This window comes from Methylobacterium tarhaniae (assembly GCF_001043955.1).
Lineage (GTDB): Bacteria > Pseudomonadota > Alphaproteobacteria > Rhizobiales > Beijerinckiaceae > Methylobacterium > Methylobacterium tarhaniae.
This window is the reverse complement of sequence record NZ_LABZ01000067.1, coordinates 13,182-36,911: the sequence shown is the minus strand read 5'-3', so window position 1 is coordinate 36,911 and position 23,730 is coordinate 13,182. Positions and strand designations below refer to the sequence as shown.

Here is a 23,730-nt window from a genome sequence, read left to right as displayed (position 1 = left end):
TGCCCAGGGCCACGCTCGCCTGCCGCTGCCAGGCCGTGCGCTGGCGCCGGATCGCCTCGAGTTCCAGGAAGCCGGTGCGCTCCGACAAGACCCGGAACCCGGCGCCGGGCCCGATCGGCTGCAGCTGCTCGGGATCGCCCACCAGCACCAGCTTGGCGCCCGAGCGCTCGACCGTCTGGACGAACTGCGCGAGCTGGCGCGAGGACACCATCCCGGCCTCGTCGATCACCAGGATGTCGCCCGTTCCGAGCGGATGGCGCTCGTTGGTCCAGGCCAATTGCCAGGACGCCAGGGTGCGGCTCGGGATGCCCGAGGAGGCCTCCAGACCCTCCGCCGCCTTGCCGGCGAGCGCCGCCCCGTGCACCCGGTATCCAGCCGCTTCCCAGGCCTCGCGTGCCGTCCCGAGCATGGTGGATTTGCCCGCGCCGGCGAGCCCGATCACGCTGGCGATCCGCTCCGGTCCGGTGACGTGGCGCACCGCCGCGCGCTGCTCGTCCGCCAGCTCCGGACGGCGCGAAAGCGCCGCCTCGACCGATCCCATTCCGACCGAATAGCGCCGGTCGGCGAGCAGCCGATCGGCGCTCTCGGCCATGCCGGTTTCGATCGCCAGCATCGCCGTCGTGGTGAAGCGTTCGTCCGCATTCCGCTCGCCGCCCGGCAGCGTCACCAGCGCGTCCGCCGCCATCACCCGGGCGAGCACGGCCTGGAAGGCCTCGGGCTCGTCGACGCCGTAGCGGTGCAGCGCGCGGGCGACGTCCTGGCGGCTGAACACCGCCTTTTCATCGGTGAGGATCCGCAGAACCTCCTCCGGCCGGCGCGCGATCAGGTCGGCGTTCCGGGCCGCGGTCTCGGCGTCCAAGGCCACCCGATCGACCCCTAGTTTGCCGCGCCGTTGCATCTGGCTCGCATGCACCCCGACATGCTCGGTCGGGGCGAGTTCGATCCCGCGATCGAGGTGTGAGCGCCGGTCGATCGCGACCGCATGACCGGCCTGGGCCAGGTGCTCGTTGGCGCGTTCCTCCCAGATCGCCCGCAGCGCCTCGACCTCGCCCCGCGCCGTCGTGGCGACGTCGAGAACCCGGGTCTTGGCCCCAAGCCCGTCGGGGGTGACGGCCCGCGTCGTGGTCAGGATGTGGGCGTGCCAGTTGCGCTCGTCGCCCTCGCGGCCGGGCGCGTGAATGGCGACGTCCGCCGCCACGCCGTAGCGGGCACATAGCCGCTCGGCGAAGTCACGGACGAGGCCGACGCGCTCCTCGGGGGTCAGCTCGTGCGGCAGGGCGACCTGGTACTCGCGGGCGACCTTGGCGTCCTTGCGCCGCTCGGCCGCCTCGACGGCGTTCCAGAGCCTGGCGCGATCCTGCGCCCAGGCCGCTCCATCCGGCGCCACGATGAAGCTCGCCGCGACCCCGCTGCGGCGCTGGTAGTCGTGGATCACGCCGGTGCGCTCGTCGGCGATGAGGCAGGCAGCGCGGTACGCGGCAGCCGCGGTGGCGCTGCGCCCACCGGCGCGGGAGACGGCCTTGATGCTGAGGTGGTAGATCGCCACGTCGGCTGCGTTCCCGGCCGTTCCTGCCGCAAGAGGAGACCGGGTTAGCGCTTGCATTGCGATAGCAATGCTAAAGTGCGCCCTTCCACTCCTTTCCAGGGTAGTCGGTGCCTGATATCACCGCAAGGAGCGTGACCGTTCGTCAGGAGACCGATCCGCATGCCGGCGCCCCAGGCCGCCTCCGCCGAGGCCACCCGCACCCGGCTCGCGCAGCTCCACCACCGGCTGCAGCAGCTCGACGCGCGGGCGGCCCAGGAGGAGAGGAAGCGCGACACTCGCCGCAAGATCATTCTGGGCGGATTGCTCCTCGAGGCGGCCGGCAAGGAACGCCGCTTTGCCGAAGCGCTCGACGAGCTGATGACCCGCATTCAGCGAGCCCAGGACAAGATCGCGTTCGCCGAATGGAGCCCGGCTAAGCCGGCGGATCGGGCCTGATGATGCGCGCGATGCCGGGAGAAGGGTGGAGCGTGCTCGGGTCCGATCTCTGCTCCAGCGCCGGGCCCGTGGTACGGGAAAGGGCCGCGCCGATGGATAGGTCGAACGCAGGCGGCGCAGCTTTCCGGAGCGGGGTTCGCCGGCCTCGCCTTTGACGAGAACCCGATGATGGCGCCGGGTCGAACCGGGCCCAATCCGGCAGGATGGAAGGGACCGCACTGAACGGTCAGGATGCGATGGACACCGAACGGCTCGCCCACCTGCCCGACCGCAAACGCCGCGAGCTGCAGCACGCGGTGCGGATCCTGTTCGAGGAATTCGAGGACGCACAGAAGACCAAGCTGTCGGACAAGGCCCGGCGCGGCCGCATCCTCAAGCTGATGCTGTTCGGGTCCTATGCGCGCGGCGACTGGGTCGAGGATCGGGGGAGCGGCTACCTGTCGGATTACGACCTGCTGGTGGTCGTCAACGACGCGCGCTTCACCGACCAGTATGAGGCGTGGGAGAAGGCCGAGGAGCGCCTGCTTCAGGAGCTGAGCCTGGGCGGTCGTCTGGCGACGCCGGTGAACGTGATCGTGCACGCCTATCAGGATGTGAACGACCAGCTGGCGCAGGGCCGTCCGTTCTTCGTCGACATCGCCCGGGATGGCATCGTGCTGCACGAGGCACCGGGTTTTCCCCTTGCCTCACCCCAACCTCTCACCCCCGAAGCGGTCCGGGCCGAGGCGCAGCGGCACTTTGATCAATGGCTGCCCAACGCAGACGTTTTCTTCGGTCTGGCAACCCGCACCATCGCTGACGGTCACTATCGGCAGGCCGCGTTCCTCCTGCATCAGGTGACGGAGAGCCTGTACCACTGTGTCCTGCTGGTCCTGACGCTTTACAGCCCGAAGCTCCACCGCCTGACCAAGCTACGGTCACAGGCCGAGAGCGTCGATTCCCGGCTGATCCCGGTCTGGCCGCACGACACGAAATTCGCTCGGCGCTGCTTTGCCCTCCTCAACCGCGCCTACGTCGATGCGCGGTACTCCCCGCACTACGAGATCACCGGCGAGGAGTTGGCTTGGCTTGTCGAGCGGGTGAGCGCCTTGCAGCGATGCGTTGCAGCGATCTGCACCGAACGGCTCGAAAGCGCGGGTGCGAACCGGCCAGAATCATGAGCCGCCGCGGCGGATTCGTGGTTCAGGACAGCATCATCCCTCCTCGGAGGTGAGCTACCGATTCCGAGCGGATTCTTAGGCTCCAAAGCCCAGCACTTAAGTCAGCCATGATGGTGCGATAGCGTGACTGCGCGCGCGAGAAAGCAGCCCGTCCGGTTGAACGAACGCCGCCTACGACCCGCATGCTGATGGTGCATGCCCTGGCGCCTGTATCGGACCCATTGGTGCGAATCTTAACCCCGCCAGGACGAGGCTCTGCCTGGCCTGCGACCCTGCCCTTCGGCAGCTTTTCCTGGGTTCCGATGGGCTGGATTCACAGGGTTATCACTAACAGTAGGCGTGGGGTTCGCAGACTTGCACCCACCCCCTCGACCCTCACCTGATACCACACGACCGTTCCTCAATGAGGCAGATCCGCGAGGAGCCGGAGCCGCCCCAGGCCGGCCCTTGGCGAGCTTCAGCCAGCCGCTCCATTCGGCCGAGACGATCCGCACCACGTTGGTGTCGTTGCGCCAAGCCGTCACCCGCCGCTCCTCGATCGTGACAAGGTCGAGCGCCCGCGCCTCGCGTAGCGCGTTACGCACCAGGGTCTCGGACACGCCCGCGACCGCCGCGAGATGGCCGACAGCCAGCCGGCAGTCCCCGCGCCGGCAGGCTTCGGCCGCTACGACTGCGAGCACCGCAATCTCACCGGGCGTGAACCGCGCCGCCAGGGCCGGCGGAAGCCGACCTGAGGCCGCCCAGCGGCGCCGACGCTCGAGGCTCGCATCCGTCTTCGGCCGGCTGCCCACGTCCGTCCTGAGAGCCGCAGCAGCCACGGGCGCGGTCGGCACGACCTTTCTGGTCTCGATGAGCGCGGACAGCTCCTCGGCCTCCGCCTCGCTCACATGGCCGGCGCCATAGGCGCGCCAGAGCACCGCCGCCACCTCGGGCAGCTTCACACGGGGCGCCGCCATCACGGCTGCCCGGATCTCGTCAGCAAACATCAGTCCCGGCCCTCTCGGGCCGCGGCAGTTCGATCGGAGGCGCCGGCAAGCGCTCCGTTCACTAGGCATGCCTCCACCGTTGCCGGAACTTGCGTTCTAGCTTGACACCCGAGGGGTGCTCTGGCGATATCGGGGGTGCGAGTTACCCGATATGCCCGCTTCGGCGGCGTCACGGCCCCCTCCCGGCAAGGAGTGGGGCCGTTTGGCGTTCTAGGGTCTCACTGCGGCGGCGGTGGTCTCCTCAGCGACTCGCGGGATGCGGGCCGCCCAAGTTCCCATTCGGCACGAACGGCAACGGTTCGTCAAACTCTCGCAGGGCTGATGGCTTCAGAGAGGTAGGACAGGCCGCCCCGACCGGGTGCTGGCGCTCGCAGCCGAGCGGATGGAGGGCGGGGCTTCACGTGCTGACCGAAGGCGTCCAAATCGACTTTCCGGAAGCTCTTGAGCGCGCAGCGCGCTACGGCGTGGCGCAGTGATTGCTACTGTCCATGTGGTCCAAGCCGCGGCGCTCATCCTTGCCTGTCTACCGGTTGCCCTTGTGCTGCACCGGCGATCGGCTCGTCGGTTGAAGTCTCGGCAGCTCGCAATGCGGGCGCGCCGGTGATCGGCACAGCCTCAGGGGTTGCTCTCTGGCTCCCAGCCGCATTGCTGCGCCAGAGCCTCGCGCCATCCCTCTGGTAGCGCTGCACCCAGCACTCTCATCACTGTGCCGACTCGATCAAGGGCCAGCCCGCGTAGTTCAGGGGGCACATCATCGAGCGACGCAAAGTGGAGCGAGTACTTCGCGATCGTCTCGGCCATCCAGCGCCATGGAGGCGAGAGGAACGGAAGGTCGGACATGCTCCTCCTCATGCTTTCGAAAACGCCCTTTACCGAACGGCCGGAGCGGCTCCCTCGGAAACGGCATGACCAACCAAGCCCCGCACATGATCCATATTATCTAGTAGCTATCAGATAGCTATATGGTAGCTGATAGCTATCGGAGATGTCGCTCCACATCCATGCGGCTGTGCAGAATGCGAACCACGGTAACCAGCCCAGCGTCGTCCCGCCTGAATATGATGAAGTGCGATTTGACGTTGGTTTTGAGATATCCAGGTTTCACATCGACCGGCCGGCTGATCCGCATGCCGGAGGCCAAACCCTCGCAGGCCTCCTGAATGGCACGGATGTAGGCTGTTGCCTGTTCCCGGCTCCACCGCTCTGCTGTGTAATCCCAGATCTCGGCAACATCCGCCTGGGCTGCCGGCGTAAGGACGTAGCCGCTCATTGCGGCTCTGACACAGGCGCGCGTTTGCTGGCGATGAACGCATCGAAATCGAAGGCGGTCGCCGGTCCAGACTCCTCGCCGGCCTGGATCGCGGCCTGGAGAGCCTGAACTTTGGCCTCATGCTCTTCGAGCAGCCGCAAGCCCGCCCGTACCACCTCACTCGCCGAACCATAGCGACCCGCTTCGACCTGGCGGTCGATGAACCCCGTGAAATGGTCACCCAACGTGACGGATGTGTTTTTTGCCATGGCCACCTCCCGATACCACCTTATACCAAAAAATATTAGACCCGCCATCAAGCTGTCCGCGAAACTCGACAGTACTCTCTCAAGCCGTCAGATAGCTATCTGGTAGCTATCAGATAGGGCTTCGCTAGCCGTTAGCTATCTGCTACGGTGTTTGTGATCGAATGGCATTCCGCCTGGAATTTCAATCGCGTAGGAAATGCTCATGCCAGTCATATCCTTCGCCAATCCAAAGGGCGGGGCTGGGAAAACCACCTCGGCGCTGCTGCTTGCGACTGAACTCGCCGCCCGAGGCGCCGCCGTCACGATCATCGATGCCGATCCCGAGCGGTGGATTTCGCAGTGGGCGAAGCTGCCAGGGAAGCCGGACAACATCGTGATCGTCGGCGACGTGACAGAGGATAGCGTAGTCGACGCGATCGAAGCCGCGGAGGAAGCGTCACAGTTCGTGATCGTGGACCTCGAGGGTACGGCAAGCTTGATGGTCTCGAACGCAATCGGCATGTCCGACCTGGTCGTGATCCCGATCCAGGGCTCCTCGATGGATGCCAAGGGCGGTGCCAAGACGATCCGTCTGATCCGCAACCAGGAGAAGATGTCGAGGCGCAAAATTCCGCATGCGGTTGTCCTGACCCGCACGAGCGCGGCGATCCCATCGCGCGCGCTCCGCAACGTGTCGGAGCAGCTCAGGACAGGAGGCATCGAGATCTTCGAAACCGCGATCGTCGAACGTGCCGCTTTCCGCGACCTGTTCGACTACGGCGGCACGCTCTCGGACCTCACCGCCACGCAGGTCAGCAACCTCGACAAGGCAATCCAGAATGCCCGCGAGTTCGCCGGCGAGGTGGTAGCGAAGCTTAAGGCGGCTGCAGCCGCGAGAGAGGTCGCCTGATGACCGCCAAGGAACGCGCTCCGCTCGGCTTCGGGGACGAGTTGGACAGCTTCGATCCGGCTGCCTGGGCTAAGGCCAAGGGTAAGCCGGCCAGTGACAAACCGAAGCCGTCAGTGGTGAAGGAGGCGGCTGAGGCGGCCGGCTTCAAGAGCCGTGAGCCCGTGAAGGCTGAGGCGAAGCCAGACACGCCGCAGCCGAAGCAGCAGCGTCGCCGCCGGACCGGCCGCAACGTCCAGTTCAACATCAAGACCAAGCAGGAAGCGATCGACGCCTTCACGGCAGTCGCGGACGCGAACGGCTGGGGCTTCGGCGAGGCGTTCGAGCGGGCGACGGAGCTACTGCAGCGTGAGCATGGAAAATCTATCTGATAGCTAACTGGTAGCTATCAGATACTTTTTAGATAAGTGCCTGTTTCAGCATCCATATGTTCCCGGCTATCCGAGCGTGCCTCCGTATCGCGAGATCGCTCAGCGCCTTGCTGACGATCACCGGTGGCACTCGGCAGCGCGTTCGGCGGCCAGCAGGACGTCGAGCGACGATCCAAGGGCTTGAATAGCCGCGAGGTCGCTTGGCGGGTGCCTCCCAGCCACGAGGGCCCTATGAGGCAGGGTCGTGCCGAAGCCCGCAGGCCCATCCGGCAAGGTAGGCTTAACCGTAGAGCCTGATAGGCTCTCCTTCAGCATGGAGGCCCGCCGAGTCGGGGAGCAGGGATGCCGATCCGGCCGGAGCACCGCTTCTTCTATCCCATCGACTGGCCTCAGCTCTCCGAAGCGATCCGCTTCCGCCGAGCCCGGGGCCGGTGCGAGGAATGCGCCCGTCCGCACCTGCAGCGGGTCTTCCACCTCGGCGACGGCCGGTGGTGGGATGCCGAGATATCAGGCTGGCGCGACGGCCAGGGACGCAGACTCCGGCAGCGGCTGCGTGACGAGGACCTGCTCGCCCGAGTCCGGATCACGAAGGTGGTGCTGGCCGCCGCTCACCGCGATCACGACACAGCCAACAACGAAGACGCCAACCTGGCGGCGTTCTGCCAGCGCTGCCACATGCTGCACGACCGCGACGAGCATCAGCGCCGCCGCTGGCGCACGCTGTTCCGGCGCAAGGCCATGGGCGATCTGTTCCAGGGGCCGTACCCAGCCACCTGAAGCACTCCGCTCCACGATAGAAGGCCCCGCCGCCGGTCGCTGCCAGCTGGACGAGGCCATCTCCCGTATCGTGGTGCTCTGTCGTCCAGGTCATTGCCTGGTTGCCTCAGGTTCTGCCTCCCAGCCCCGAGATCACGAAGGCAGAATGCCGGACATCCTTGAACCGCAGGCTAAGAAGCGCAGTGAATGACGGCGTAAGAGGTGTTGCCGGAACCTTGTCACCGCGCAGGGGCACACGCGCGGCCGATCGGGGAAGAGTCCTCGTAACGCGGAAAAGGGCCGCCCGCGGGCAGCCCTTCCGTCTCTGTTACAAACCCATCAGGGCGTTGGCAGTGCCCACGACCGTCATGGCGAGGCCACCGACCAGGACACCGATCATGCCGTAGGACACGGCGCGCAGAAGCTTCATGTCGCTCATCGTCGAGTTCTTTCCGTTCGGGGTCACAGGTCCAGGATTGTCAGTGGCCGCGTTGGTCAGCAGCGGTGGCCGCCGGCGGTCTGGCCGTACTGCTTGACCGGGAAGTTCTGCTGGTTGGCGTTGCCCTCCGAGGCCGAGCTCATCGGGCAGGCGCCGTAGAACGGCACGCTGGTATTGGCGCGGCCACCGATCGAACCGGTGGTCTCGACGTCACGGGGCGAGGACGACGCGAACGGGAACTCGGGGCCGAATGCCATGGCGGACGAGATCGGGGCGACGCCAAGGACAAGCGCGGTGACGACGGCAGCGATACGGGTCTTCATATGGTATTCTGGCTCCTGGTGCTGTGCAGGCCTATGTCTGCGGCCCGCCTGCTTTTCGATGATTTGAATATAGGGAACTGCCAACCGGCGCGATGTGTCCCCGCGCACGCTGCGTCAGGGAACGAATTTCAAGGCGCCACCGCGCGATCGATCATGAAACCGCCTGGTGCTCGCTGCTCGACAAGCGCGGCAGCGAGCGATCACACAGCCAGTCGATCTGCTTGAAAGGTGACCCCGCCCGACTCAGCCGTCATCGAAAGCCGAACAGCCTCGGTCCATTCGAAATCCACGCTCAAACGAAATACGTGCTGATGCCTCGCAACAAGGCTTGACCCATCCAACCAATCGCCCGTTATTTTAGAGTAGCACAAGGGCGAGCAAGTCGGGCCAGGCACATGAATGACGTCATACAGGAAGATGCCGATTTTATCGGTCTCGCCGCCGCCATCGTCGGCGCTTACGTCACGAGGAACAACATCCGGGCATCCGAGCTGCCGGGTCTCATCGCGGCAACCCATGCGGCCCTGGCGAAGCTGACTGCACCACCGGCGCCCGAGGTCGAGAAGCCCACGCCCCCCATCCCGATCCGCAAGACGGTCACGCCGGATCACATCATCAGCCTTGAGGACGGCAAGCCCTACAAGGCGCTCAAGCGCCACCTGACGATACGTGGCCTCACCCCCGACCAGTACCGCCAGAAGTGGGGCCTGCCGCACGACTATCCGATGGTCGCGGCCACCTACGCTGCCCAGCGCTCCGAACTCGCCAAGAGCCTCGGCCTCGGCCAGATCCGGCGCGATCGAGCTGAAGCACGGAAGGTGGAAGCCGAGACGCAAGCGGCCGAGCCTGCGCCGGCCCGCCGCGGCCGGCCGAAGAAGGCCACTGCCACCGCCGCGGAGTGACGTGAGCCCGGTCAAGCCCTGGCGGCAGGGGCCTGCGCGCATCCTGCCGCTCCGAACCGTGAGCCTGATCGTGGCAGGCCTGGTGATCGCGCTCGTCGGGATCTTCTTCGCGCTCGAGGACGTGATCCCCACCCCATTCCGGTAGACTCTCGCCGCGTCACAACCCAACGGATGTCTGTGCAACCGCCAGGCGTCGCTGCTAAGTGCAGGTGCCTTGCTGTTCCGATCACCCTTCAGCGAGGCCGGCGGGCCGGGTCTCCATCTGGAGGGAACGCCCCGGCCCGCCGCTCAGGCTTTGCGGTCGCTACCCGACTGCTACTCGGCTGAGGGACGAAAGCCGCCAGGGCAGCATTCCTCTTACCAGGAAGCCTAGCCATAGAGAGTCCAAGAAACGATAACTGGTAGCTATCAGATAGCTATAGCCTACCAATTATCGAGGTACCTGCCGGGAAACAGGTGTTTTCCGACATTCAAGGTCGTCGGCTGAGCGACCTTGTTGCCGGCTTATACACTTATCCCTGTAAAGGCGGATCGATCCATGTATCAGGCACCTGGATCTTCGCTTCTATACCGGCGTGCTCAGATAGGAGCGAGAGTAAATTGCCTCCGCTGATCAGTTCGATTGGCTTGCCGTTCGCAAATTCGAAAGCGGCCTTCCCATACCCGCTTGTAGTAACGAGAATACCTTTCGAAGCACCCTCGTTCATCATGGTTCCATATAGATCACGAACTGCACTGACGCCGACCGTGTGCTTGTAGCGCTTGGCCTGAATGACAACCTTACCACCGAAGATAGGTCGTTGATCGAAGGCTACACAATCGACCCCGCCGTCTCGCGACGATTGCGTCAGTCGTGCCTCAAGACCCATAGCCTTGAAGAGGTTGGTGATTAATGACTCGAACTCGTTGGGCGTCAGCTCCATTAGGTTCGGACGGCTGTCGAGGGTTGAGAGCACGTCGGTTTCGTCAATGAAACGACGATCGACCATATTGATGTCGATGATCGGTTTCACGGCCACAAGTTCAGAAGGGTGACTTGAGACGTTAGCACGGAGTTGCTTCAGGCACGCAGCAGGTTCAACCCGTTCAAGGTGCAGTTCTGCAAACTGCTCGGCCGACAACCGGACAGAGACGAGACAAGGACGGATCGAACGGCCGGTAGCTTTGTCGATCGTTGAAACGAAAATGTTGATCACCGCAACCTCGACAATATGCTCCGCATCCGACGCGAATACCTCATGAAGGAGACGCAGAGCCGTTTGAGCAATAACGCTCGCATATAAAGATTGTCGTGATTTCTCAGTGCGTTTTGTCTCTGCAATTTCGTCGTTTGACTTTACGTAGCGATATTTTTCGACAGTCGGAACAACATCATCCATGGATGGAATTTCATATTCGACCACGATTTGGTTGGACTCTGGCAAGAATGCAATATTGTGCTCATGAGCAAAGCAATCAGGGTACTCAGATCGCTGGAAAACAGCCTCAAAGTAGGCGATTACGCCTTCTGCCTCGCCTGCCTTGTAGGAGTCCCTTAGCGCTGAGATCTCGGCGTTGTGGCGGTCGGCCTCTGCCTGCAACTCGGCCAATGCAGACGTACGGCGGTTCCTGATCCCCTCGAAGTTGTTCAGTAGGGCGGCGTGCTCAGCTTCAGCGCTTGCGGCAAGCTTGCGATATCGGCCTTGAGCTCCAGGTATCAACCTTCCGAAAAAGCCAAGCGGCTTCGGCAATAAGGCTGCGAGCATGGGAACTTGTGGCAGTCTCAGCTTTGGATCTCTATCAATATCACTATCAGTAACAATTTTCTTATACTGATCAAAATCTATCAAAATGATATTAAATAGTGAATCATCAAGTATTTTTCCCAACTTAGAAATATCATCTGATAATCTCTCGTTCTCAATCCGAACTTCATTCTGCCTTGCTTCGTAGTAAGATTGACGTTCTATTTTATTTAATTGCTTAGCTTGTTGTGCTGCAGATTTAGCAAATCTCACTCGCGTACGTTCCTGCGCCTTACGAGCGCGCTCGGCTTCCTTAGCCATCTTATTGATAGTGCTGACAAACCCCCGCGCCACATCATCCTCCTGTTCTTAAATGGGAAGATGCGACGCCATGACCTGAGTTGTCCAGCCCGAGAAGCGGAAGTGGATCTTGTTTGAGCAACCAAAGAAGTTAACAAGGAAGTAGATGAACCGTCAGATATCTCGCCCGAGCGTGATGCCTTGGTCCTCAGCACGAAGCCGAACATAGCCGCGCATCAGGTTCTCGCGGAACCCGAACCATCCTGAGCCGTGGCCAATGACGACGCGGCCATGCCCCTCACCCCTTAGCGAGAGTAGGCGCTGATTGAAGGCGTCACGCCGCAGGAACGGTCGGTCTCCGCGCGACTCCATGATCCGCCGGTAGCTTGAGTCGTAAATGTCCGTCACCTGCCGACGGTCAGCGGTGCTGTCGGCAAGCGCCCAGAGAGCCTCCTCGTAATCGAGTGTGTTGCGCGTTTTCTGAACCGCCTTCTGATACTGCGTTCGGAGGACGACATCGCTCCTCTCGATCGCCCCCTTGATGCCAGCCCGAAAATGGTGGCGGTCGATGGTTGTCACCATTTCCGGATCATCGAAGACATTCCAGAACATCGTATCACCTATCAAATGGACAAAATGCGGAAAACCATCGCTTATTTGGCTGATGCGGACTAGCATATCATGGGTTATATCAACCCCTACCTTCTCCGAGACTGTCGTAATGATCTTCCAGAGCGCATCATGTCGGAGTCGTTCAAGTTTGATTGTTTCAAGAATACGGCCAGCCGATGGATGAGCATTCAGTAATTCGTCAACATCTGAGGCAATACCACAGAATATGAAACGAATATCATTCCCAAGTGTTGGAATATTTTTGATGAATTCGGCAAACTTATCGCGTTCTTCAACTTTCTCGATCCGCTCCATCTCATCGATGACTACAACAAGCCTTCCTCTACGCTTTTCGGCCACGTAGCGGATGACGTCGAGTGCTTCGTCGATCGTCGTCGGGGCCGGGATCGTGGTGCTGCCAGGAGTGCCCGCGGAGAGGCCCACGCCTCCAAGAGTGGGGACCGTGAAGTTGAGGCCACGCCCGGTTGCCGCTTTCTCGAACCGCTCAATGATGCCAATCGTCTTCAGGCCGACGGCCTGGATCACATCGCTGAAGCCACTGAGGCGACCGCACGGCACGTAGATGGGCGCGTTGGCGCTACCAGTGTGCATGTGTGCCGCAGTGACGGCGAGGCTGGATTTACCGACACCTCGATCGCCGTAGACAAAAATTTGTCGCCCAGGTGAATTCAGCGCGCGGTCGATGCTGGTGAGGTTCTTCTGGCGACCAAACAAGCGCTCGGGAGTGCGAATTTCCTCCGAAGGGGTGAGATTGGCTGCGATGATGCTGCGAAATTCGTCCTCGGTGATCCTGGCAATCGACATCCGTGGTCCCCTGCCCGCCCGGCTCGGGGCCGTGACGCAACCTAGACTCACATGGTTGCCAGAAGCGTTGCCGGCAATGGTACAGAAAGAGATGTTTTGAGAGAGCGACAAGAGCTGCTAGTCGCTGGGTCGATGCCGTCTGCTAGGCGTCCTTTCAACAATGATCCCGTTATGCCAACCCTACTTGATCGCCAGCGCATAGAACTCGCGATCCCAGTCAGATCGCTTTAGTGTATTTATATGCTGCCTCGGTCGAAGGTTAAACGTCAGCTTGCAGGTGCAGCGACAAAACCCGTTCCAACCCCCAGCAGTTATTCGGCATGTCAGGCCTATGTACGTAAAACAAGTGTTTTCCGACATCCAAAGTGGCCAGTCGGGCATGTTGGCTGACACATGACGCGGACGGGCGCCTCATGGGTCCGCTGGCGACCCATAACGACCTTCAGATTTCCATCTGGGTTTCTCGGCAAGACAGCGGAAAGGCACCCATCTTAGCGTCACCGTTTCGATGCTGCTGGGCCTAAGTGATGGATATGGAGACGGTACTGATACCGGGTGTGCCGCCCTTCGGGCGGTCGCACGCCATTTCCCCAAGCAATGTCGAGCTTCCCCTCGAAGTCCGCACCAATGCGAGTCTCCAACTCCTCTACGGGCTCTTCACTCTTAGTGCGGGCGTGGTCAGCTTCATCGTGGTCGCGTTGATGCTCTGGATGCTCGTCTTGCATCCATCGGAGTGGATATTATGGATTGTTATGGTCGGCTTGCTGCCAGCGGGGTTGGTGGCGATTTCTGCTCCTGCCACTGCCTGGATTTGCATTAGGGACGCCCTACGGACGGACCCGGTGATGATCCTTCGCGCAGACGGGATCGAGGATCGGCGCGCCGGAACCACGATCCCGTGGGTGACGGTATCACGGGCGCGCATTTTCTACTGTCGTGGCCAATTGAACCAGATCCGTCTGACGCTTCGGACGCCGATCCATGCCCCATACAACCCGTTCCGCTTCGGAACGATGGGATACCCATGGCGCAGGCGACCGAACACGGCGCGCATTCCCGTGGTCCTTCTGGACGTGAAGCCCTACACCCTTGCGCAAGTTATTCTCGTCCTCGTCAAACGCCACGGCGGCGAGATCACGGTGGTTGGTGGTCCGAGGCTTTTAACCTGAACAGCAGGAGCCTTTCGGCTGTTTGCTTTCCACCCCGTGCGGTCATTTGGCATGGTCAGGCTCGGGCGTACGGAAAACATGTGTTTCCCGACAGGGGTAGTCAATCGACCTTGCCGCGTACGAACCAAGCCATGGGCCTAGCACGGCAAATCCCGTCGAATTGAGCGGATGCATGGGAACGTCGTCGGTAGGATTTCCCGTACATGCCGGTCGGAGGCATGCGAGTCCCGACCCTCCGGCCTCAATGCCCTATAGGCTACGTCGAGCCTCACCCCGAAGCAGCTGATCTAGATTTCTACCGGGATCGGAATTCCTTCCTGTGCATTACAAGGTGGCATGTCACCCCACGATCGCACCTCCGAGCTTCTCCAACGTGCCCAAGATACAATCGAGGCAGCAGAGCGCGTCCGCTCGAACAATGCCTGTCTCCGGGCGCATGGATACGAACTCGCCCTCAAGACCCGCGACACGGCAGAGCTGCTTCGCCGTATGCAGGAAGATGCGGCGGTCCGGCCCACAAACGGCTCAGGCCGCCCATCGGGCGAGGATCGCTTCGGCCTCCGCCGGGTCTTCCTGGATCCTGTAAATGGTCTGTCGGCTCAGGCCGGAGTTCCGGGCGACTGCTGAGACGGTGGCGCCCTGGGCGAGTTGGGCCCGCACGGCGTCAAGCTGAGTCCGGGTGTAGCTGGGCTTGCGGCCGCGGTATGCATCATCCCGGGCCTTGGCGTGGGCGATGCCGGCGCGCTGCGCTTCCTTGGTCGCCTCGGCCTGGGCCTGGGCCGTCGCGCTCATGAAAGCGATGAGCGCATCCCGCACGGCCTGCTGCATCGGGTCCTTGGTGGCGCCGTCGAACGCCAAGCCGTTGATGACCGTACGGACGATCACGCCGCGGCGCATCAGCTCGCGAATGGTGTCCGTCACGTCCTGGTAGTCGCGGCCGAGCCGATCGACCCACCGGACCACGAGCACGTCGCCGCGCCGGAGCATATCGAACAGCCGGCGCCCCTGCGGCCGATCGGCGAGCCGGGTGCTGACGCCGCTCACGCCGTCGTCCGCAACCACGGCGTCGATCGCGAAGCCCGCGGCCTCGGCCTGCGTCCGCTGATGGGCGACGGTCTGCTCCGTAGTGCTCACGCGGGCGTAGAGGATGGTCTGCGACATGCCCGAATACGTCCGTTGATATACCGTCCGCATAGATGCATGTCCGTAAGGCGAAAGCAATCCTAGCGGACAGGGTTTCAGGCGGTCGCGGCGCTGTCCGTTGCGGTATGCCTCTATGGACGGCCGGAATAACGAACGGGCCTCAGAGCACCGTGCCTACGATCCACTTTGGGTGGGAAGCAGGCACGGCGCACACCCGCCACGCGGTCGTCGCCAGCGATCAGTCGGCTTCGGTGCTTGCCTTCCGGATTAAGGCCAGCACGTCGTTCAGCGGGAGGGAACCGGGATATTCGGGGAAGGTGAGGCTCACAGGCGCGCCAAGGGCTGCCATGATATCCCGTAGGCCCTCGACCCACGCACTCGCTTCTGCTTGAGTTGCGAAGCCCGTGCGCACCATCGTTTTATCCGGTTCGATGGTCACCGTGACGGAAAATCGTCCGTCCGGCATGTCAAAAATTTGGTAGTTCACCCGGCGCGCCATCCGTGTGACCTAGCGCAAATTCCCGATTGTGCCAAACCGTGTAAAAGCAATTTACTTTAAGCCGGTTTAATCAAAAAGGCTGGAACGGTTTCCGCGACCGGCCGTTCTACCCCCGGTCCAAAGTCAGTCCCTCAGCGCTGGATACCCGCCAAGGTCCGAACCCTCTGGCGGGTGTTCTGCTGTGGGAACGGTTCGCGTTTGCAAGCATTGGCCCGGCAGTTACACCAGTCCTGCCGCCCTTTGGCCGTTCGACTGGCGTCACCGGCGGGTCGGGTCTCCATAAGGAGCTACCCGACTCGCCACTCACGACCTAGTCCGGCAGAATAGATTGCCTGCAAGCCGTTTGTGCGCGATTTACATACGATCGCGCAGTGCCCCCCGGTCTGCGCGATCGGCGGGTTTGGGCCTTGCCCCCGTGAGGCTCGGCCCGCCGCTATCCTCCGATCCTGGTAAGCACCCGTTGCACTTGCGCCGCAGACCATGATCCACTGCGAGCCGTGGGCACACCGCGTGCGTTGAGAGCTGTGGCTATAGCCGACAACGTCGTCGCGCCATCCGCCTGTACCTCGGCGAAGATAGGAGCAAGTTCTAACGCGCGTAGCCTCGCGCTTTCCTGCCGCGTGAGAAGACTGGCCTGCCGCCCCTTGAGCGCAAATCGATCAGGATATTTTTCCATTTTCTTAGCATTACACTATGCGCTTGGGGTATAATATGCCCCAAACTTGGTCCTGTCTCTAGGAATGATTTCTTATTTTCGGACTACTTGAAAGATGGCGTGACAGACATGATCGGCCGCGGCACGGTGGGATCGTCACTCTGATAGGTCGAGCTTAACCCTAGAACGAGCTAAGCTCCCTCGGGAGTACACCCGCTGAGTCGGAGGAGCAGGGATGCCAATCCGGCCGGAGCACCGCTTCTTCTACCCCATCGACTGGCCCCAGCTATCCGACGCTATCCGCTTCCACCGGGCGCGGGGCCGGTGCGAGGAGTGCGCCCGCCCTCACCTCCAGCGGGTCTTCCACCTCGGCGACGGCCGATGGTGGGATCCTGAGATTGCGAGTTGGCGTGATGGCCAGGGGCGCAAACTCCGGCAGCGGCTGCGCAACGAGGACCTGCTCGGCCGAGTGCGCGTCACAAAGGTGGTGCTGGCAGCCGCGCACCGCGACCATGACACGGCGAACAACCAGGACGCCAACTTGGCGGCGTTCTGCCAGCGCTGCCACATGCTGCACGACCGCGATGAGCACCAGCGCCGCCGCTGGCGCACGCTGTTCCGGCGCAAGGCCATGGGCGACCTGTTTCACGGGTCGTATCCAATATCATGAGGCATAAATTCGATCATTCTGCAAATTTATAATATATAACTATATGTTATTTTTATTTTTCCAAAAAATCGATAGATCTACTATATCGCAATCTAAACAAATCTCTTTATTTGCTAAATCAATCGCAGCTTCCAAACTTTCTATGATCTTTTTTGATATTCCCTCTGTGGGTCTTGACGCAAGTGCGGTTTCAGCTTCTTTAACGACATCGAGTAGCAATAACAAGCTTGGACCCATTTTAATTTCTTGACCAGCACTTTCTATTAAGTCACTGATAGCACGCAGTCGTTTAATTGCTTCCATATTGATAGTACTTGCGCTCATATTTCCTCCAAAAGTTTATTTTTATTACTGCACTTGAGATGCAAGCCCCGACTCGATGTGAACGTGTTGCCATACTCATTTAGATCGATATTTTCGAATTCGAAGGTAATTTTCTAGACACAATATGACCATTCTCGCACAATCTTTGCGAGAATTATGCGCTTGGTCATTTTATACCGGTAATTTGGGATGCAAGACGGTAATTTTGTACTACGCTAGCATGAGCGAAATGCGCGCTATGATCTACATTCAGATTATAGTGACCCACTCACCGAATGCCCCTTGGCGGCGTTCGCTCAGCAGACGTAGCCGAGGACTGTTCCGTGGAATGGGCTGCGCTGAAATAGCGAGCCCCGCCGGCCGAGTGGCCTGACGGGGCGCGGGGCCGATACGCGACAAGGCCCATCGCAGGATGATGGGAATTGGTTACCCGGCCATCAACCCTGAGGCACCGCCCCCTACGCGCGGCCCGGGCGAGCGTCAGGGTGTCGAGCAGCAGGCCGCAGTTGCACGAGAAATGTCCGCCAATATGCAAGCCATGACGCAGGCGGTCTCCGAGATCAGCCGCAGCGTCGACCTGATCGCTACCGCTACCCAAGAGGTCAATGCCTCGACACACCTAGTTCACAAAGCGTCTCGCAACATGGTGGCCTCAGGATCGGCCGGCCGCACTGGACGCAGATGCTGTCCCTTACGGCATGTCCCTATGGGCGGTCAGAATAACGAACGGAACACGGAGTGCCGCGCCTACGGTCTGCTATGGGTGGGAAGCGGACTTCGGCATTTTATTGCTGTATATTTGATCCCCACTGCGGATCGTTTTTGTCTACCATTCGGTCGACGTAAATCTTCCTGCCTTCTTTCACGTGCAATTCTGAATAAAACCCTCCTTTTTTACCTAGCATAATATAATAGTCTTTTTTCCTCTCTGGTTTTGATATTATGGTATATCCTATAGTTTTTGCTAATTCCTTAGCTTCATTCTCATCAAGGTCCGTCATTTCATCTTTGGCATTGTGATATATATTGCAATTATCACATTTACGATTTTTTATGGAATCATGATAGGCTGATATATTTATTGCAAAAGCCGATGACGCATAAGATGCCATGCAACAACAGGCTACCGCATGCAAAAAAAACTTGCCCATCCCAGAACCTCCGTCGACTAATTTCCAAGGCATGGCTCAACGTGTCCTACGGGAATTAGTTCATTGTCCATTTCACGAAATGGGTTGCTGACCTTGTTGCCGACGATCTGCATCTGCAACTGGCTCCTGCGGTCCTCCGTGCTCCCGGAGCATTCCGCGGACGTGCTTCCCTTCCCGATGCGTCAGCGCGACAAGGTGCGCCATGCATGGGGGTGAGGGCGGACCGCTCCAATGGGGGCTGACCAGCCAGGGGCATTCCCAATCTGAACCACCACGAGACATCCAATGCGAGCGCGTTCGGACAATCCGGCCAAGCGATAACCCGCAGCGGATCCTCCACCTGGACGACGGCCGGTGGTGGGATGCCGAGACCTCGATCTGGCTCGACGGTCTCAGAGCCGCCCCCTTCGGCAGCAGCTATGCGAAATGGATCTGCTCGTTGACGAAATTGATAGCGGACAGCCAAGCTCTAAGCTCTTGAGTTGCTAGCTCTAGGATTTCTCAAAATTATTCTCACGAATATTTCTTCAATTTTGCGCATTTTAGCCACTCTAATCAAAAACCGATTTGTGACAACACACTCTGTCCGAACGTATCGATGAATGCCTCCTGTTTTGTGCCAACTTGATGGATGATGATCTCAGCAAAGCCCATCGCAGCGAGTTCCGTCAACCAGGCCGCGTGCTGCCCGAGATCGTGCGAGATGCGCACGGATGCGTGCATGTCTTCGGGGCGCACGAAGCGGGCGGCGGTCTCGAAATCCTCCGGGCACCGCAACTCCCAATTCACGTCGCCCTCGATGGCGTTGCTAGCCCATTGTGCGTGAGCCTCGGCGAGCGCTCGCGCTGGGTCGGGATCCCAGCACACCTTCGTCTGCAGGAAGATCGGCTTACCCGCGCCGCCGCCTTCACGGAACGCCTCGATTACGGGGCGCAGCTTGTCCGGCTTGATCCCGACCGTGACCAGCCCGTCCGCCCAGGCTCCGACCGCGCGGGCGCTCGCTGCGGTAACAGCGCCGCCGAGGAGAAGCGGAGCGGATTTCGGGCGTGAGTAGAGGTGCGCATCGACGACGGTAACACTGCCGTGATGCGTGACCGTCTCGCCGTCAAAAAGGGCACGGACGATGCTTGCACACTCGGCGAGCCGGGCATTGCGCGCGGCTTTGGTCGGCCACGGCAGGCCAGTGATGTCCTCGTTGAGCCGTTGACCACTGCCGAGCGCCAGCCACAGGCGCTCGGGGAACATCTCGGCGAGCGTCGCAGCGGATTGCGCGAGAACGGCCGGGTGGTGCCGGTAGCCCGGTGCGGTGATGATGCCGAAGGGAAGGCGCGTCGTAGCCAGCGCGGCACCGAGCCAGGACCAGGCATGGCCCGAATGACCCTGTGCGTTGCTCCACGGCTTGAAGTGCTCTGAAGACATCGCGCAGGCGAAGCCCGCCGCCTCCGCCGCCTGCACGTGGCGGAGGAGGGCGGAGGGTGCGTGCTGCTCGTGCGAGGCGTGGTAGCCGATGCGTGCCATGCTGGTCTCCCGTCTCATCATCGACCGCCCGCGATGCGGGGCGCGCGCCGGACATCTGTCTCGCGCAAGGAGCGGTCGGCGTAGGTGCCCTGCACCGCAGCGCGGCCGCCATGCTCGAAGAGGTCGAGCATCAGCGCACTGTGGATGAAGCCGAGATGGCTGAAGGCCTGCGGGAAGTTCCCGAGGAACGCGCCGTCCTCCGCCGCCTCCTCGCTGTAGAGGCCGACATCGTTCTTCATCGCTCGCAACGCTTCGAAGCGCATACGGGCGTCCTCCTCCCGGCCGAGCCAGAGCAGAGCATCGACGAGCCAGAAGGCGCACAGGAGGAACGTGCCTTCGTGGCCCGGCAGTCCATCGTCGTTCTTGTAGCGGTAGACGAGGTGCCCGTGCCCGAGCCGCTCGATCACGGCATCGACGGTGCGCGCGAAGACCGCCTCGTCGACGGGAAAGCCGACCATCGGCGCGATCAGCACGGCCGCGTCGACCGCGTCCGTGCCGAGATACTGCGGGTAGTAGCCGTCGCGATGAACCGCCTCGCCGTTGACGAAGGCGACGATCCGGTCGCGCTCGCGGCACCAATCCGGCGTCTCGCCGAACAAGCGGATCGCCCGGTCGAGAGCGACCCAGTTCATGATCGCAGCGTGCAGGTAGCGTTCTTCCGGCTTGCGCGGTTCCCACAGACCGGCATCCGGCTCACTCCAATGGGCCGCCGAGATGTCGGCGAGACGTGCGCCGTGCCGGCGCATGTCATCCGACAGGGTGCCGCCGAGGCGATCGTAGAGATACAGCAGGTCGAGCACCTGCCCGTATGCATCGGATTGATGCTGCTCGGCAGCCTCGTTGCCGTGCTGCACCGGTGCGCTGCCGCGCCAGCCCTCGAAGTGCGCGATCTTCTGCTCCGAGAGATCGGCCTCGCCGGAGATGCTGTAGAGCGGCTTGAGCTGGCCCTCCTCGCGCTCGCACAAAGCGGACACGAAGCCGAAGAAGGCCTCCGCCTCCCGGGACATGCCGAACTTCTTCAGCACGTAAAAGGACAAGCAGGCGTCACGGATCCAGCAGAAGCGGTAATCCCAGTTGCGGATGCCGCCGATCTCCTCGGGCAGCGAGGTCGTGGCAGCGGCCACGATCGCGCCGCTCGGCTCGTAGGTCAGGCCCTTGAGCACGAGGGCCGAACGCATCAACTCGTCAGCCAGGGGGCCGACATAGGCGGCATCGCGGGTCCACAGCACCCAGGCGCGGCGCGTGTCCTCCATCAGGGCGCGGGCATCCGGCAGAGTATCAGGGGCGTCGGCGAGGTAGAGTGCGAAGCTATGCTCCTGCTGGGCTTCGAGGATGAAGCGCGACACCGCGCGGTGGTCTTCCGCCACGAAATCCGTGCTCCCGATGAGGCTGGGGCAACCCGGCGCGGAGACGCGCCCGCCCGCGATGGAGAGCGGCGCGAAACTGTCGGAGAAGCCTGCGAGTGGACGATAGGTGGCGATCATCGCCACGTGGCCGGAGACGCCGGTGACGAGGCGAACGAGGCGCGGCCGATTGGCGCCGCTCTCCGCCCCGACCATGAAGTCGTACAAGGTGACGAAGCCGTTCTCGGTCGTAAAGGTCGTCTCGAGGACGTTGCTGCGGCTCAGATATTGCCGCGTCGTCTCGAAGCACCCCTCGGGCCGGATCGTGAAGTGGCCGCCGCGCTCTCGGTCGAGCAGGCGGGAGAAGGACGGGTCGGCGTCGAAACGCTCCAGACAGGCCCAGTCAATCGCCCCGTCGCGGGCGACAAGGGCGGCCCCTTCGCAGTTGCTCAGGAGAGCGTAGGCTTCGATCGGCTGGTAGGGGCGGTCTTCCGCGGCAGGCATGTGTGATCCTCTGGCGGCACGGTCGGCCGCCCTTCGCGTTGTCAATCCGGGAGAGCATCAGGCGTCGAGGCGGAAGGCCGGCTCCAGCAGGCCGCGGACGCCGACCTCGACGAGGAGCGTGCGGCCGTGGTCCGGATCCGCAGCGCGCTCGGCCTTGTCCATGCCCTCGTAGCCGCTCGTGACCAGTAGGCAGTCGAGGTTGCGTCCGGCGAAGGTGGGGCAGGTCGGCTGACGCACGGGGACCGGCACCGTGCGCACCCGTTCACCCTCCGGGCTGTAGGCGTCGAGGCAGGCCGCGCCGAAGCGTGCGGTCCATATCAACCCGTCCGCATCCACAGCGGCCCCGTCGATTCCACCCTCGCCGTGGCTGTGATCGTAGTGGGTCTCGGGCTCCGCCACGGGCAGGCCGGTGGCCGGATCGAGGCTGACGCGCCGCAGGACGCCTTCTTCGGTGTCGACGAAGTATCCAGTCGCCCCGTCGGGTGAGAAGGCGATGCCGTTCGGCGTGGTCAGGCCTCCGTAGAGTCGAGTCACACGGGTCCCGGCGACGTGATAGATCGCGCCGCGCCCGGTCTCGGCCTCGCGGCTCATCGTGCCGATCCAGAGGGCGCCGGACGGGTGGACGCGGCCGTCATTGGAACGGTTACCGGCCATCTCCGCCTCAAGCGGACACAGCCGGCTCAACGAGCCATCGCTGATGGTGCGGACGTAGAGCCCATCCTCCGCCGAGAGGAGCTGCCGGTGAGCATCGATCGCAGCGACGTCGCTCGCCAGGAAGGGCAGCGTGTGGATCCGGGCTGGGCTATCTCCCTCGCGCAAGGATCGTTCGAACAGGCGCGCTTCGAGAATGTCGACCCACCAGGCCGTATCAGTCGCCGGATCGTAGCTGGGACCCTCACCCAGATGGCAGCGGCTCGGGTCGAGAACATGGATCGACGGGGCTGAGGCCAAGGTGGAAACCTTTTCTTGAATTCGCAGGCAACGACGCGCGTTGTGGCGTTTGGTTCCGCCAATTGTTCTGCAATTTTTTGTATTTCTTGCTTTCTGACCCTTACGTCCGATCGCCTAGATTATTCCACCTTGCATCATCAGACCATAGGTGATGGTCCCGTCGCTGGAATGCTCGAGCATGCGAGGGGGCTCCGCGCCGTTCTCGGTGCAGCAGGTTTCGTCTTGATACACGCCGCAGTTCCCGTGGCCCCGCTCAAGCCGCAAGTGAGAGTGAGGTCGAGGGAGTCGAAGGCTGAGGGGTGTTGCCGGGATGGGCGATCTAGCAATGCCTATAGGGGTTTTCGGGTCGGCTGGCCGCTGGCAACGCAAATGCCGCCCGTGGCCAACAGCACGCGCCTTCTGATCAATCCGAACCGTCAAATCCGGATGCCGGCACGTTCGAGCGGGCAGCTTCATCCCGTGTAGATCTTCTGCCGTGTGCGCGAGCGCAGTGCTTCCTGCCTAGTCGTTGAGCATTGGAAACTTCTTGCGCCTGACATGGTTGACGGTGCGATAGCACAACTGGTCGGAGGAAGCATGTCGGTATCGCGGCGCCGTGAGCAACGACTTCTCGACACCAGCGAAGCAGACCTGGTCGCTCGTTCCCGTCGGCCGCACCTTTCAGCCGAAGGTGATGCCGAAATCTCAGAGCTGATCAGGCTCTTACGCGAACGGCGTGATCGCGCTCGCGATCTTTCGCGTCGTCAGCGCCGAGAAGTGCGGGGCAAGGCAGCACCTTCCGGCATCCGCCCAGCCTCGGATAATAGCGGGACCCGCGAAAAAGCGGCTCTGCTCGCAGCCGCTGTGAAGCGTATCAGCAAGGAGCGCGAGCGGCGGCGCAGTACGACGGCCTCGCACGCCCGCCGAGCGCTCGCAATGAAACAGGCCGCGGGCGATCCCGCCGCAGGCCGTCCGACGTCGCGAGCCTCGAACGAAGGCATGCACCCGGTCGCCGATGACACCCGGGCGCCGTCGGGTGCG

24 protein-coding genes are annotated in these 23,730 nt (G+C 62.0%); 9 read left to right on the top strand and 15 right to left on the bottom strand.

The window, feature by feature from the left end; all coding sequences use genetic code 11:
* The coding region (gene traA, locus VQ03_RS10595) for a Ti-type conjugative transfer relaxase TraA (protein WP_048450841.1) at nt 1–1,546 on the bottom strand (1,546 nt) is incomplete at its 3' end.
* 159 nt (nt 1,547–1,705) lie between these two features.
* Here traA and VQ03_RS10590 point away from each other — a divergent pair.
* Complete coding sequence (locus VQ03_RS10590) at nt 1,706–1,981, top strand: hypothetical protein (RefSeq protein ID WP_048450840.1); 276 nt, start codon at nt 1,706–1,708, stop codon at nt 1,979–1,981.
* 236 nt (nt 1,982–2,217) lie between these two features.
* Nucleotides 2,218–3,141, top strand: a complete 924-nt coding sequence (locus VQ03_RS10585; RefSeq protein ID WP_048450839.1) for a HEPN domain-containing protein — start codon at nt 2,218–2,220, stop codon at nt 3,139–3,141.
* A gap of 233 nt (nt 3,142–3,374) precedes the next feature.
* On the opposite strand, the gene VQ03_RS31790 is transcribed toward VQ03_RS10585, so the two are convergent.
* The 3 genes from VQ03_RS31790 to VQ03_RS10575 form a co-directional block, all read right to left on the bottom strand.
* Nucleotides 3,375–4,127, bottom strand: coding sequence for a transcriptional regulator (locus tag VQ03_RS31790; protein WP_083467913.1), 753 nt, complete (start codon nt 4,125–4,127; stop codon nt 3,375–3,377).
* A 976-nt stretch (nt 4,128–5,103) separates the two neighbouring features.
* Complete coding sequence (locus tag VQ03_RS10580; RefSeq protein ID WP_048450838.1) at nt 5,104–5,397, bottom strand: type II toxin-antitoxin system RelE/ParE family toxin; 294 nt, start codon at nt 5,395–5,397, stop codon at nt 5,104–5,106.
* Nucleotides 5,394–5,645, bottom strand: coding sequence for a type II toxin-antitoxin system ParD family antitoxin (locus tag VQ03_RS10575; protein WP_048450837.1), 252 nt, complete (start codon nt 5,643–5,645; stop codon nt 5,394–5,396). Before VQ03_RS10575 ends, VQ03_RS10580 begins: the two co-directional genes overlap by 4 nt.
* A gap of 202 nt (nt 5,646–5,847) precedes the next feature.
* Here VQ03_RS10575 and VQ03_RS10570 point away from each other — a divergent pair, with 202 nt between their 5' ends.
* The 3 genes from VQ03_RS10570 (at nt 5,848) to VQ03_RS10560 (ending at nt 7,679) form a co-directional block, all read left to right on the top strand.
* Nucleotides 5,848–6,534: a ParA family protein gene (locus VQ03_RS10570; protein ID WP_048450836.1), complete on the top strand. Its 687-nt coding sequence runs from the start codon at nt 5,848–5,850 to the stop codon at nt 6,532–6,534.
* The gene (locus tag VQ03_RS10565; RefSeq protein WP_048450835.1) at nt 6,534–6,902 is read left to right on the top strand and encodes a hypothetical protein; all 369 of its coding nucleotides are present in this window, start codon (nt 6,534–6,536) and stop codon (nt 6,900–6,902) included. Before VQ03_RS10570 ends, VQ03_RS10565 begins: the two co-directional genes overlap by 1 nt.
* A 342-nt stretch (nt 6,903–7,244) precedes the next feature.
* Nucleotides 7,245–7,679 (top strand): hypothetical protein, encoded by a 435-nt coding sequence (locus VQ03_RS10560; RefSeq protein WP_048450834.1) that lies wholly within the window; start codon nt 7,245–7,247, stop codon nt 7,677–7,679.
* A 474-nt stretch (nt 7,680–8,153) separates the two neighbouring features.
* Here the strand turns inward: VQ03_RS10560 and VQ03_RS10555 are convergent, their stop codons facing one another.
* Nucleotides 8,154–8,420, bottom strand: coding sequence for a hypothetical protein (locus tag VQ03_RS10555; RefSeq protein WP_048450833.1), 267 nt, complete (start codon nt 8,418–8,420; stop codon nt 8,154–8,156).
* A 395-nt stretch (nt 8,421–8,815) separates the two neighbouring features.
* Between VQ03_RS10555 and VQ03_RS10550 the strand changes: the two genes are divergently transcribed.
* Together VQ03_RS10550 and VQ03_RS32980 are read left to right on the top strand one after the other, a co-directional pair.
* A complete protein-coding gene (locus VQ03_RS10550; RefSeq protein ID WP_048450832.1) occupies nt 8,816–9,322 on the top strand; it encodes a Ros/MucR family transcriptional regulator in 507 nt (168 codons plus the stop codon).
* Nucleotide 9,323: 1 nt separating this feature from the next.
* Nucleotides 9,324–9,467 (top strand): hypothetical protein, encoded by a 144-nt coding sequence (locus tag VQ03_RS32980; protein ID WP_157064064.1) that lies wholly within the window; start codon nt 9,324–9,326, stop codon nt 9,465–9,467.
* Nucleotides 9,468–9,834: 367 nt separating this feature from the next.
* Here VQ03_RS32980 and VQ03_RS31785 read toward each other — a convergent pair whose 3' ends face one another.
* Together VQ03_RS31785 and VQ03_RS32975 are read right to left on the bottom strand one after the other, a co-directional pair.
* Entirely contained in the window at nt 9,835–11,400 is a 1,566-nt protein-coding gene (locus VQ03_RS31785) for a restriction endonuclease (protein WP_083467912.1), read from the bottom strand.
* Between the two features lie 120 nt (nt 11,401–11,520).
* Nucleotides 11,521–12,783: an nSTAND1 domain-containing NTPase gene (locus VQ03_RS32975; protein WP_157064063.1), complete on the bottom strand. Its 1,263-nt coding sequence runs from the start codon at nt 12,781–12,783 to the stop codon at nt 11,521–11,523.
* Between the two features lie 527 nt (nt 12,784–13,310).
* Here VQ03_RS32975 and VQ03_RS10540 point away from each other — a divergent pair.
* Nucleotides 13,311–13,952: a hypothetical protein gene (locus tag VQ03_RS10540; RefSeq protein ID WP_048450830.1), complete on the top strand. Its 642-nt coding sequence runs from the start codon at nt 13,311–13,313 to the stop codon at nt 13,950–13,952.
* A 525-nt stretch (nt 13,953–14,477) separates the two neighbouring features.
* Here VQ03_RS10540 and VQ03_RS10535 read toward each other — a convergent pair.
* The 3 genes from VQ03_RS10535 to VQ03_RS31780 all read right to left on the bottom strand — a co-directional run bounded on the left by VQ03_RS10535 (nt 14,478) and on the right by VQ03_RS31780 (nt 16,270).
* Nucleotides 14,478–15,113, bottom strand: coding sequence for a recombinase family protein (locus VQ03_RS10535; RefSeq protein ID WP_048450829.1), 636 nt, complete (start codon nt 15,111–15,113; stop codon nt 14,478–14,480).
* Nucleotides 15,114–15,333: 220 nt separating this feature from the next.
* Entirely contained in the window at nt 15,334–15,594 is a 261-nt protein-coding gene (locus tag VQ03_RS10530) for a hypothetical protein (protein WP_048450828.1), read from the bottom strand.
* A gap of 433 nt (nt 15,595–16,027) precedes the next feature.
* Nucleotides 16,028–16,270: a recombinase family protein gene (locus tag VQ03_RS31780; protein WP_083467911.1), complete on the bottom strand. Its 243-nt coding sequence runs from the start codon at nt 16,268–16,270 to the stop codon at nt 16,028–16,030.
* A 214-nt stretch (nt 16,271–16,484) separates the two neighbouring features.
* Between VQ03_RS31780 and VQ03_RS10525 the strand changes: the two genes are divergently transcribed.
* Nucleotides 16,485–16,919 (top strand): hypothetical protein, encoded by a 435-nt coding sequence (locus VQ03_RS10525; RefSeq protein WP_048450827.1) that lies wholly within the window; start codon nt 16,485–16,487, stop codon nt 16,917–16,919.
* Between the two features lie 39 nt (nt 16,920–16,958).
* On the opposite strand, the gene VQ03_RS32970 is transcribed toward VQ03_RS10525, so the two are convergent.
* The 5 genes from VQ03_RS32970 to VQ03_RS10510 all read right to left on the bottom strand — a co-directional run bounded on the left by VQ03_RS32970 (nt 16,959) and on the right by VQ03_RS10510 (nt 22,710).
* The gene (locus VQ03_RS32970; RefSeq protein ID WP_157064062.1) at nt 16,959–17,243 is read right to left on the bottom strand and encodes a hypothetical protein; all 285 of its coding nucleotides are present in this window, start codon (nt 17,241–17,243) and stop codon (nt 16,959–16,961) included.
* A gap of 785 nt (nt 17,244–18,028) precedes the next feature.
* Nucleotides 18,029–18,394 (bottom strand): hypothetical protein, encoded by a 366-nt coding sequence (locus tag VQ03_RS32965; protein WP_157064061.1) that lies wholly within the window; start codon nt 18,392–18,394, stop codon nt 18,029–18,031.
* Nucleotides 18,395–18,949: 555 nt separating this feature from the next.
* Nucleotides 18,950–19,912 (bottom strand): TIGR03885 family FMN-dependent LLM class oxidoreductase, encoded by a 963-nt coding sequence (locus VQ03_RS10520; RefSeq protein ID WP_048450826.1) that lies wholly within the window; start codon nt 19,910–19,912, stop codon nt 18,950–18,952.
* Nucleotides 19,913–19,929: 17 nt separating this feature from the next.
* Complete coding sequence (locus VQ03_RS10515) at nt 19,930–21,759, bottom strand: glycoside hydrolase family 15 protein (protein ID WP_048450825.1); 1,830 nt, start codon at nt 21,757–21,759, stop codon at nt 19,930–19,932.
* A gap of 57 nt (nt 21,760–21,816) precedes the next feature.
* Nucleotides 21,817–22,710 (bottom strand): SMP-30/gluconolactonase/LRE family protein, encoded by an 894-nt coding sequence (locus VQ03_RS10510; protein ID WP_048450824.1) that lies wholly within the window; start codon nt 22,708–22,710, stop codon nt 21,817–21,819.
* Nucleotides 22,711–23,730: the final 1,020 nt, after the last annotated feature.

Coding starts and splice junctions, on each gene's coding strand:
- VQ03_RS10590 (WP_048450840.1), top strand. CDS start 1,706: ATGCCGGCGCCCCAGGCCGCCTCCGCCGAGGCCACCCGCACCCGGCTC.
- VQ03_RS10585 (WP_048450839.1), top strand. CDS start 2,218: ATGGACACCGAACGGCTCGCCCACCTGCCCGACCGCAAACGCCGCGAG.
- VQ03_RS31790 (WP_083467913.1), bottom strand. CDS start 4,127: ATGTTTGCTGACGAGATCCGGGCAGCCGTGATGGCGGCGCCCCGTGTG.
- VQ03_RS10580 (WP_048450838.1), bottom strand. CDS start 5,397: ATGAGCGGCTACGTCCTTACGCCGGCAGCCCAGGCGGATGTTGCCGAG.
- VQ03_RS10575 (WP_048450837.1), bottom strand. CDS start 5,645: ATGGCAAAAAACACATCCGTCACGTTGGGTGACCATTTCACGGGGTTC.
- VQ03_RS10570 (WP_048450836.1), top strand. CDS start 5,848: ATGCCAGTCATATCCTTCGCCAATCCAAAGGGCGGGGCTGGGAAAACC.
- VQ03_RS10565 (WP_048450835.1), top strand. CDS start 6,534: ATGACCGCCAAGGAACGCGCTCCGCTCGGCTTCGGGGACGAGTTGGAC.
- VQ03_RS10560 (WP_048450834.1), top strand. CDS start 7,245: ATGCCGATCCGGCCGGAGCACCGCTTCTTCTATCCCATCGACTGGCCT.
- VQ03_RS10555 (WP_048450833.1), bottom strand. CDS start 8,420: ATGAAGACCCGTATCGCTGCCGTCGTCACCGCGCTTGTCCTTGGCGTC.
- VQ03_RS10550 (WP_048450832.1), top strand. CDS start 8,816: ATGAATGACGTCATACAGGAAGATGCCGATTTTATCGGTCTCGCCGCC.
- VQ03_RS32975 (WP_157064063.1), bottom strand. CDS start 12,783: ATGTCGATTGCCAGGATCACCGAGGACGAATTTCGCAGCATCATCGCA.
- VQ03_RS10540 (WP_048450830.1), top strand. CDS start 13,311: ATGGATATGGAGACGGTACTGATACCGGGTGTGCCGCCCTTCGGGCGG.
- VQ03_RS10535 (WP_048450829.1), bottom strand. CDS start 15,113: ATGTCGCAGACCATCCTCTACGCCCGCGTGAGCACTACGGAGCAGACC.
- VQ03_RS10530 (WP_048450828.1), bottom strand. CDS start 15,594: ATGGCGCGCCGGGTGAACTACCAAATTTTTGACATGCCGGACGGACGA.
- VQ03_RS31780 (WP_083467911.1), bottom strand. CDS start 16,270: ATGGAAAAATATCCTGATCGATTTGCGCTCAAGGGGCGGCAGGCCAGT.
- VQ03_RS10525 (WP_048450827.1), top strand. CDS start 16,485: ATGCCAATCCGGCCGGAGCACCGCTTCTTCTACCCCATCGACTGGCCC.
- VQ03_RS32970 (WP_157064062.1), bottom strand. CDS start 17,243: ATGAGCGCAAGTACTATCAATATGGAAGCAATTAAACGACTGCGTGCT.
- VQ03_RS32965 (WP_157064061.1), bottom strand. CDS start 18,394: ATGGGCAAGTTTTTTTTGCATGCGGTAGCCTGTTGTTGCATGGCATCT.
- VQ03_RS10520 (WP_048450826.1), bottom strand. CDS start 19,912: ATGGCACGCATCGGCTACCACGCCTCGCACGAGCAGCACGCACCCTCC.
- VQ03_RS10515 (WP_048450825.1), bottom strand. CDS start 21,759: ATGCCTGCCGCGGAAGACCGCCCCTACCAGCCGATCGAAGCCTACGCT.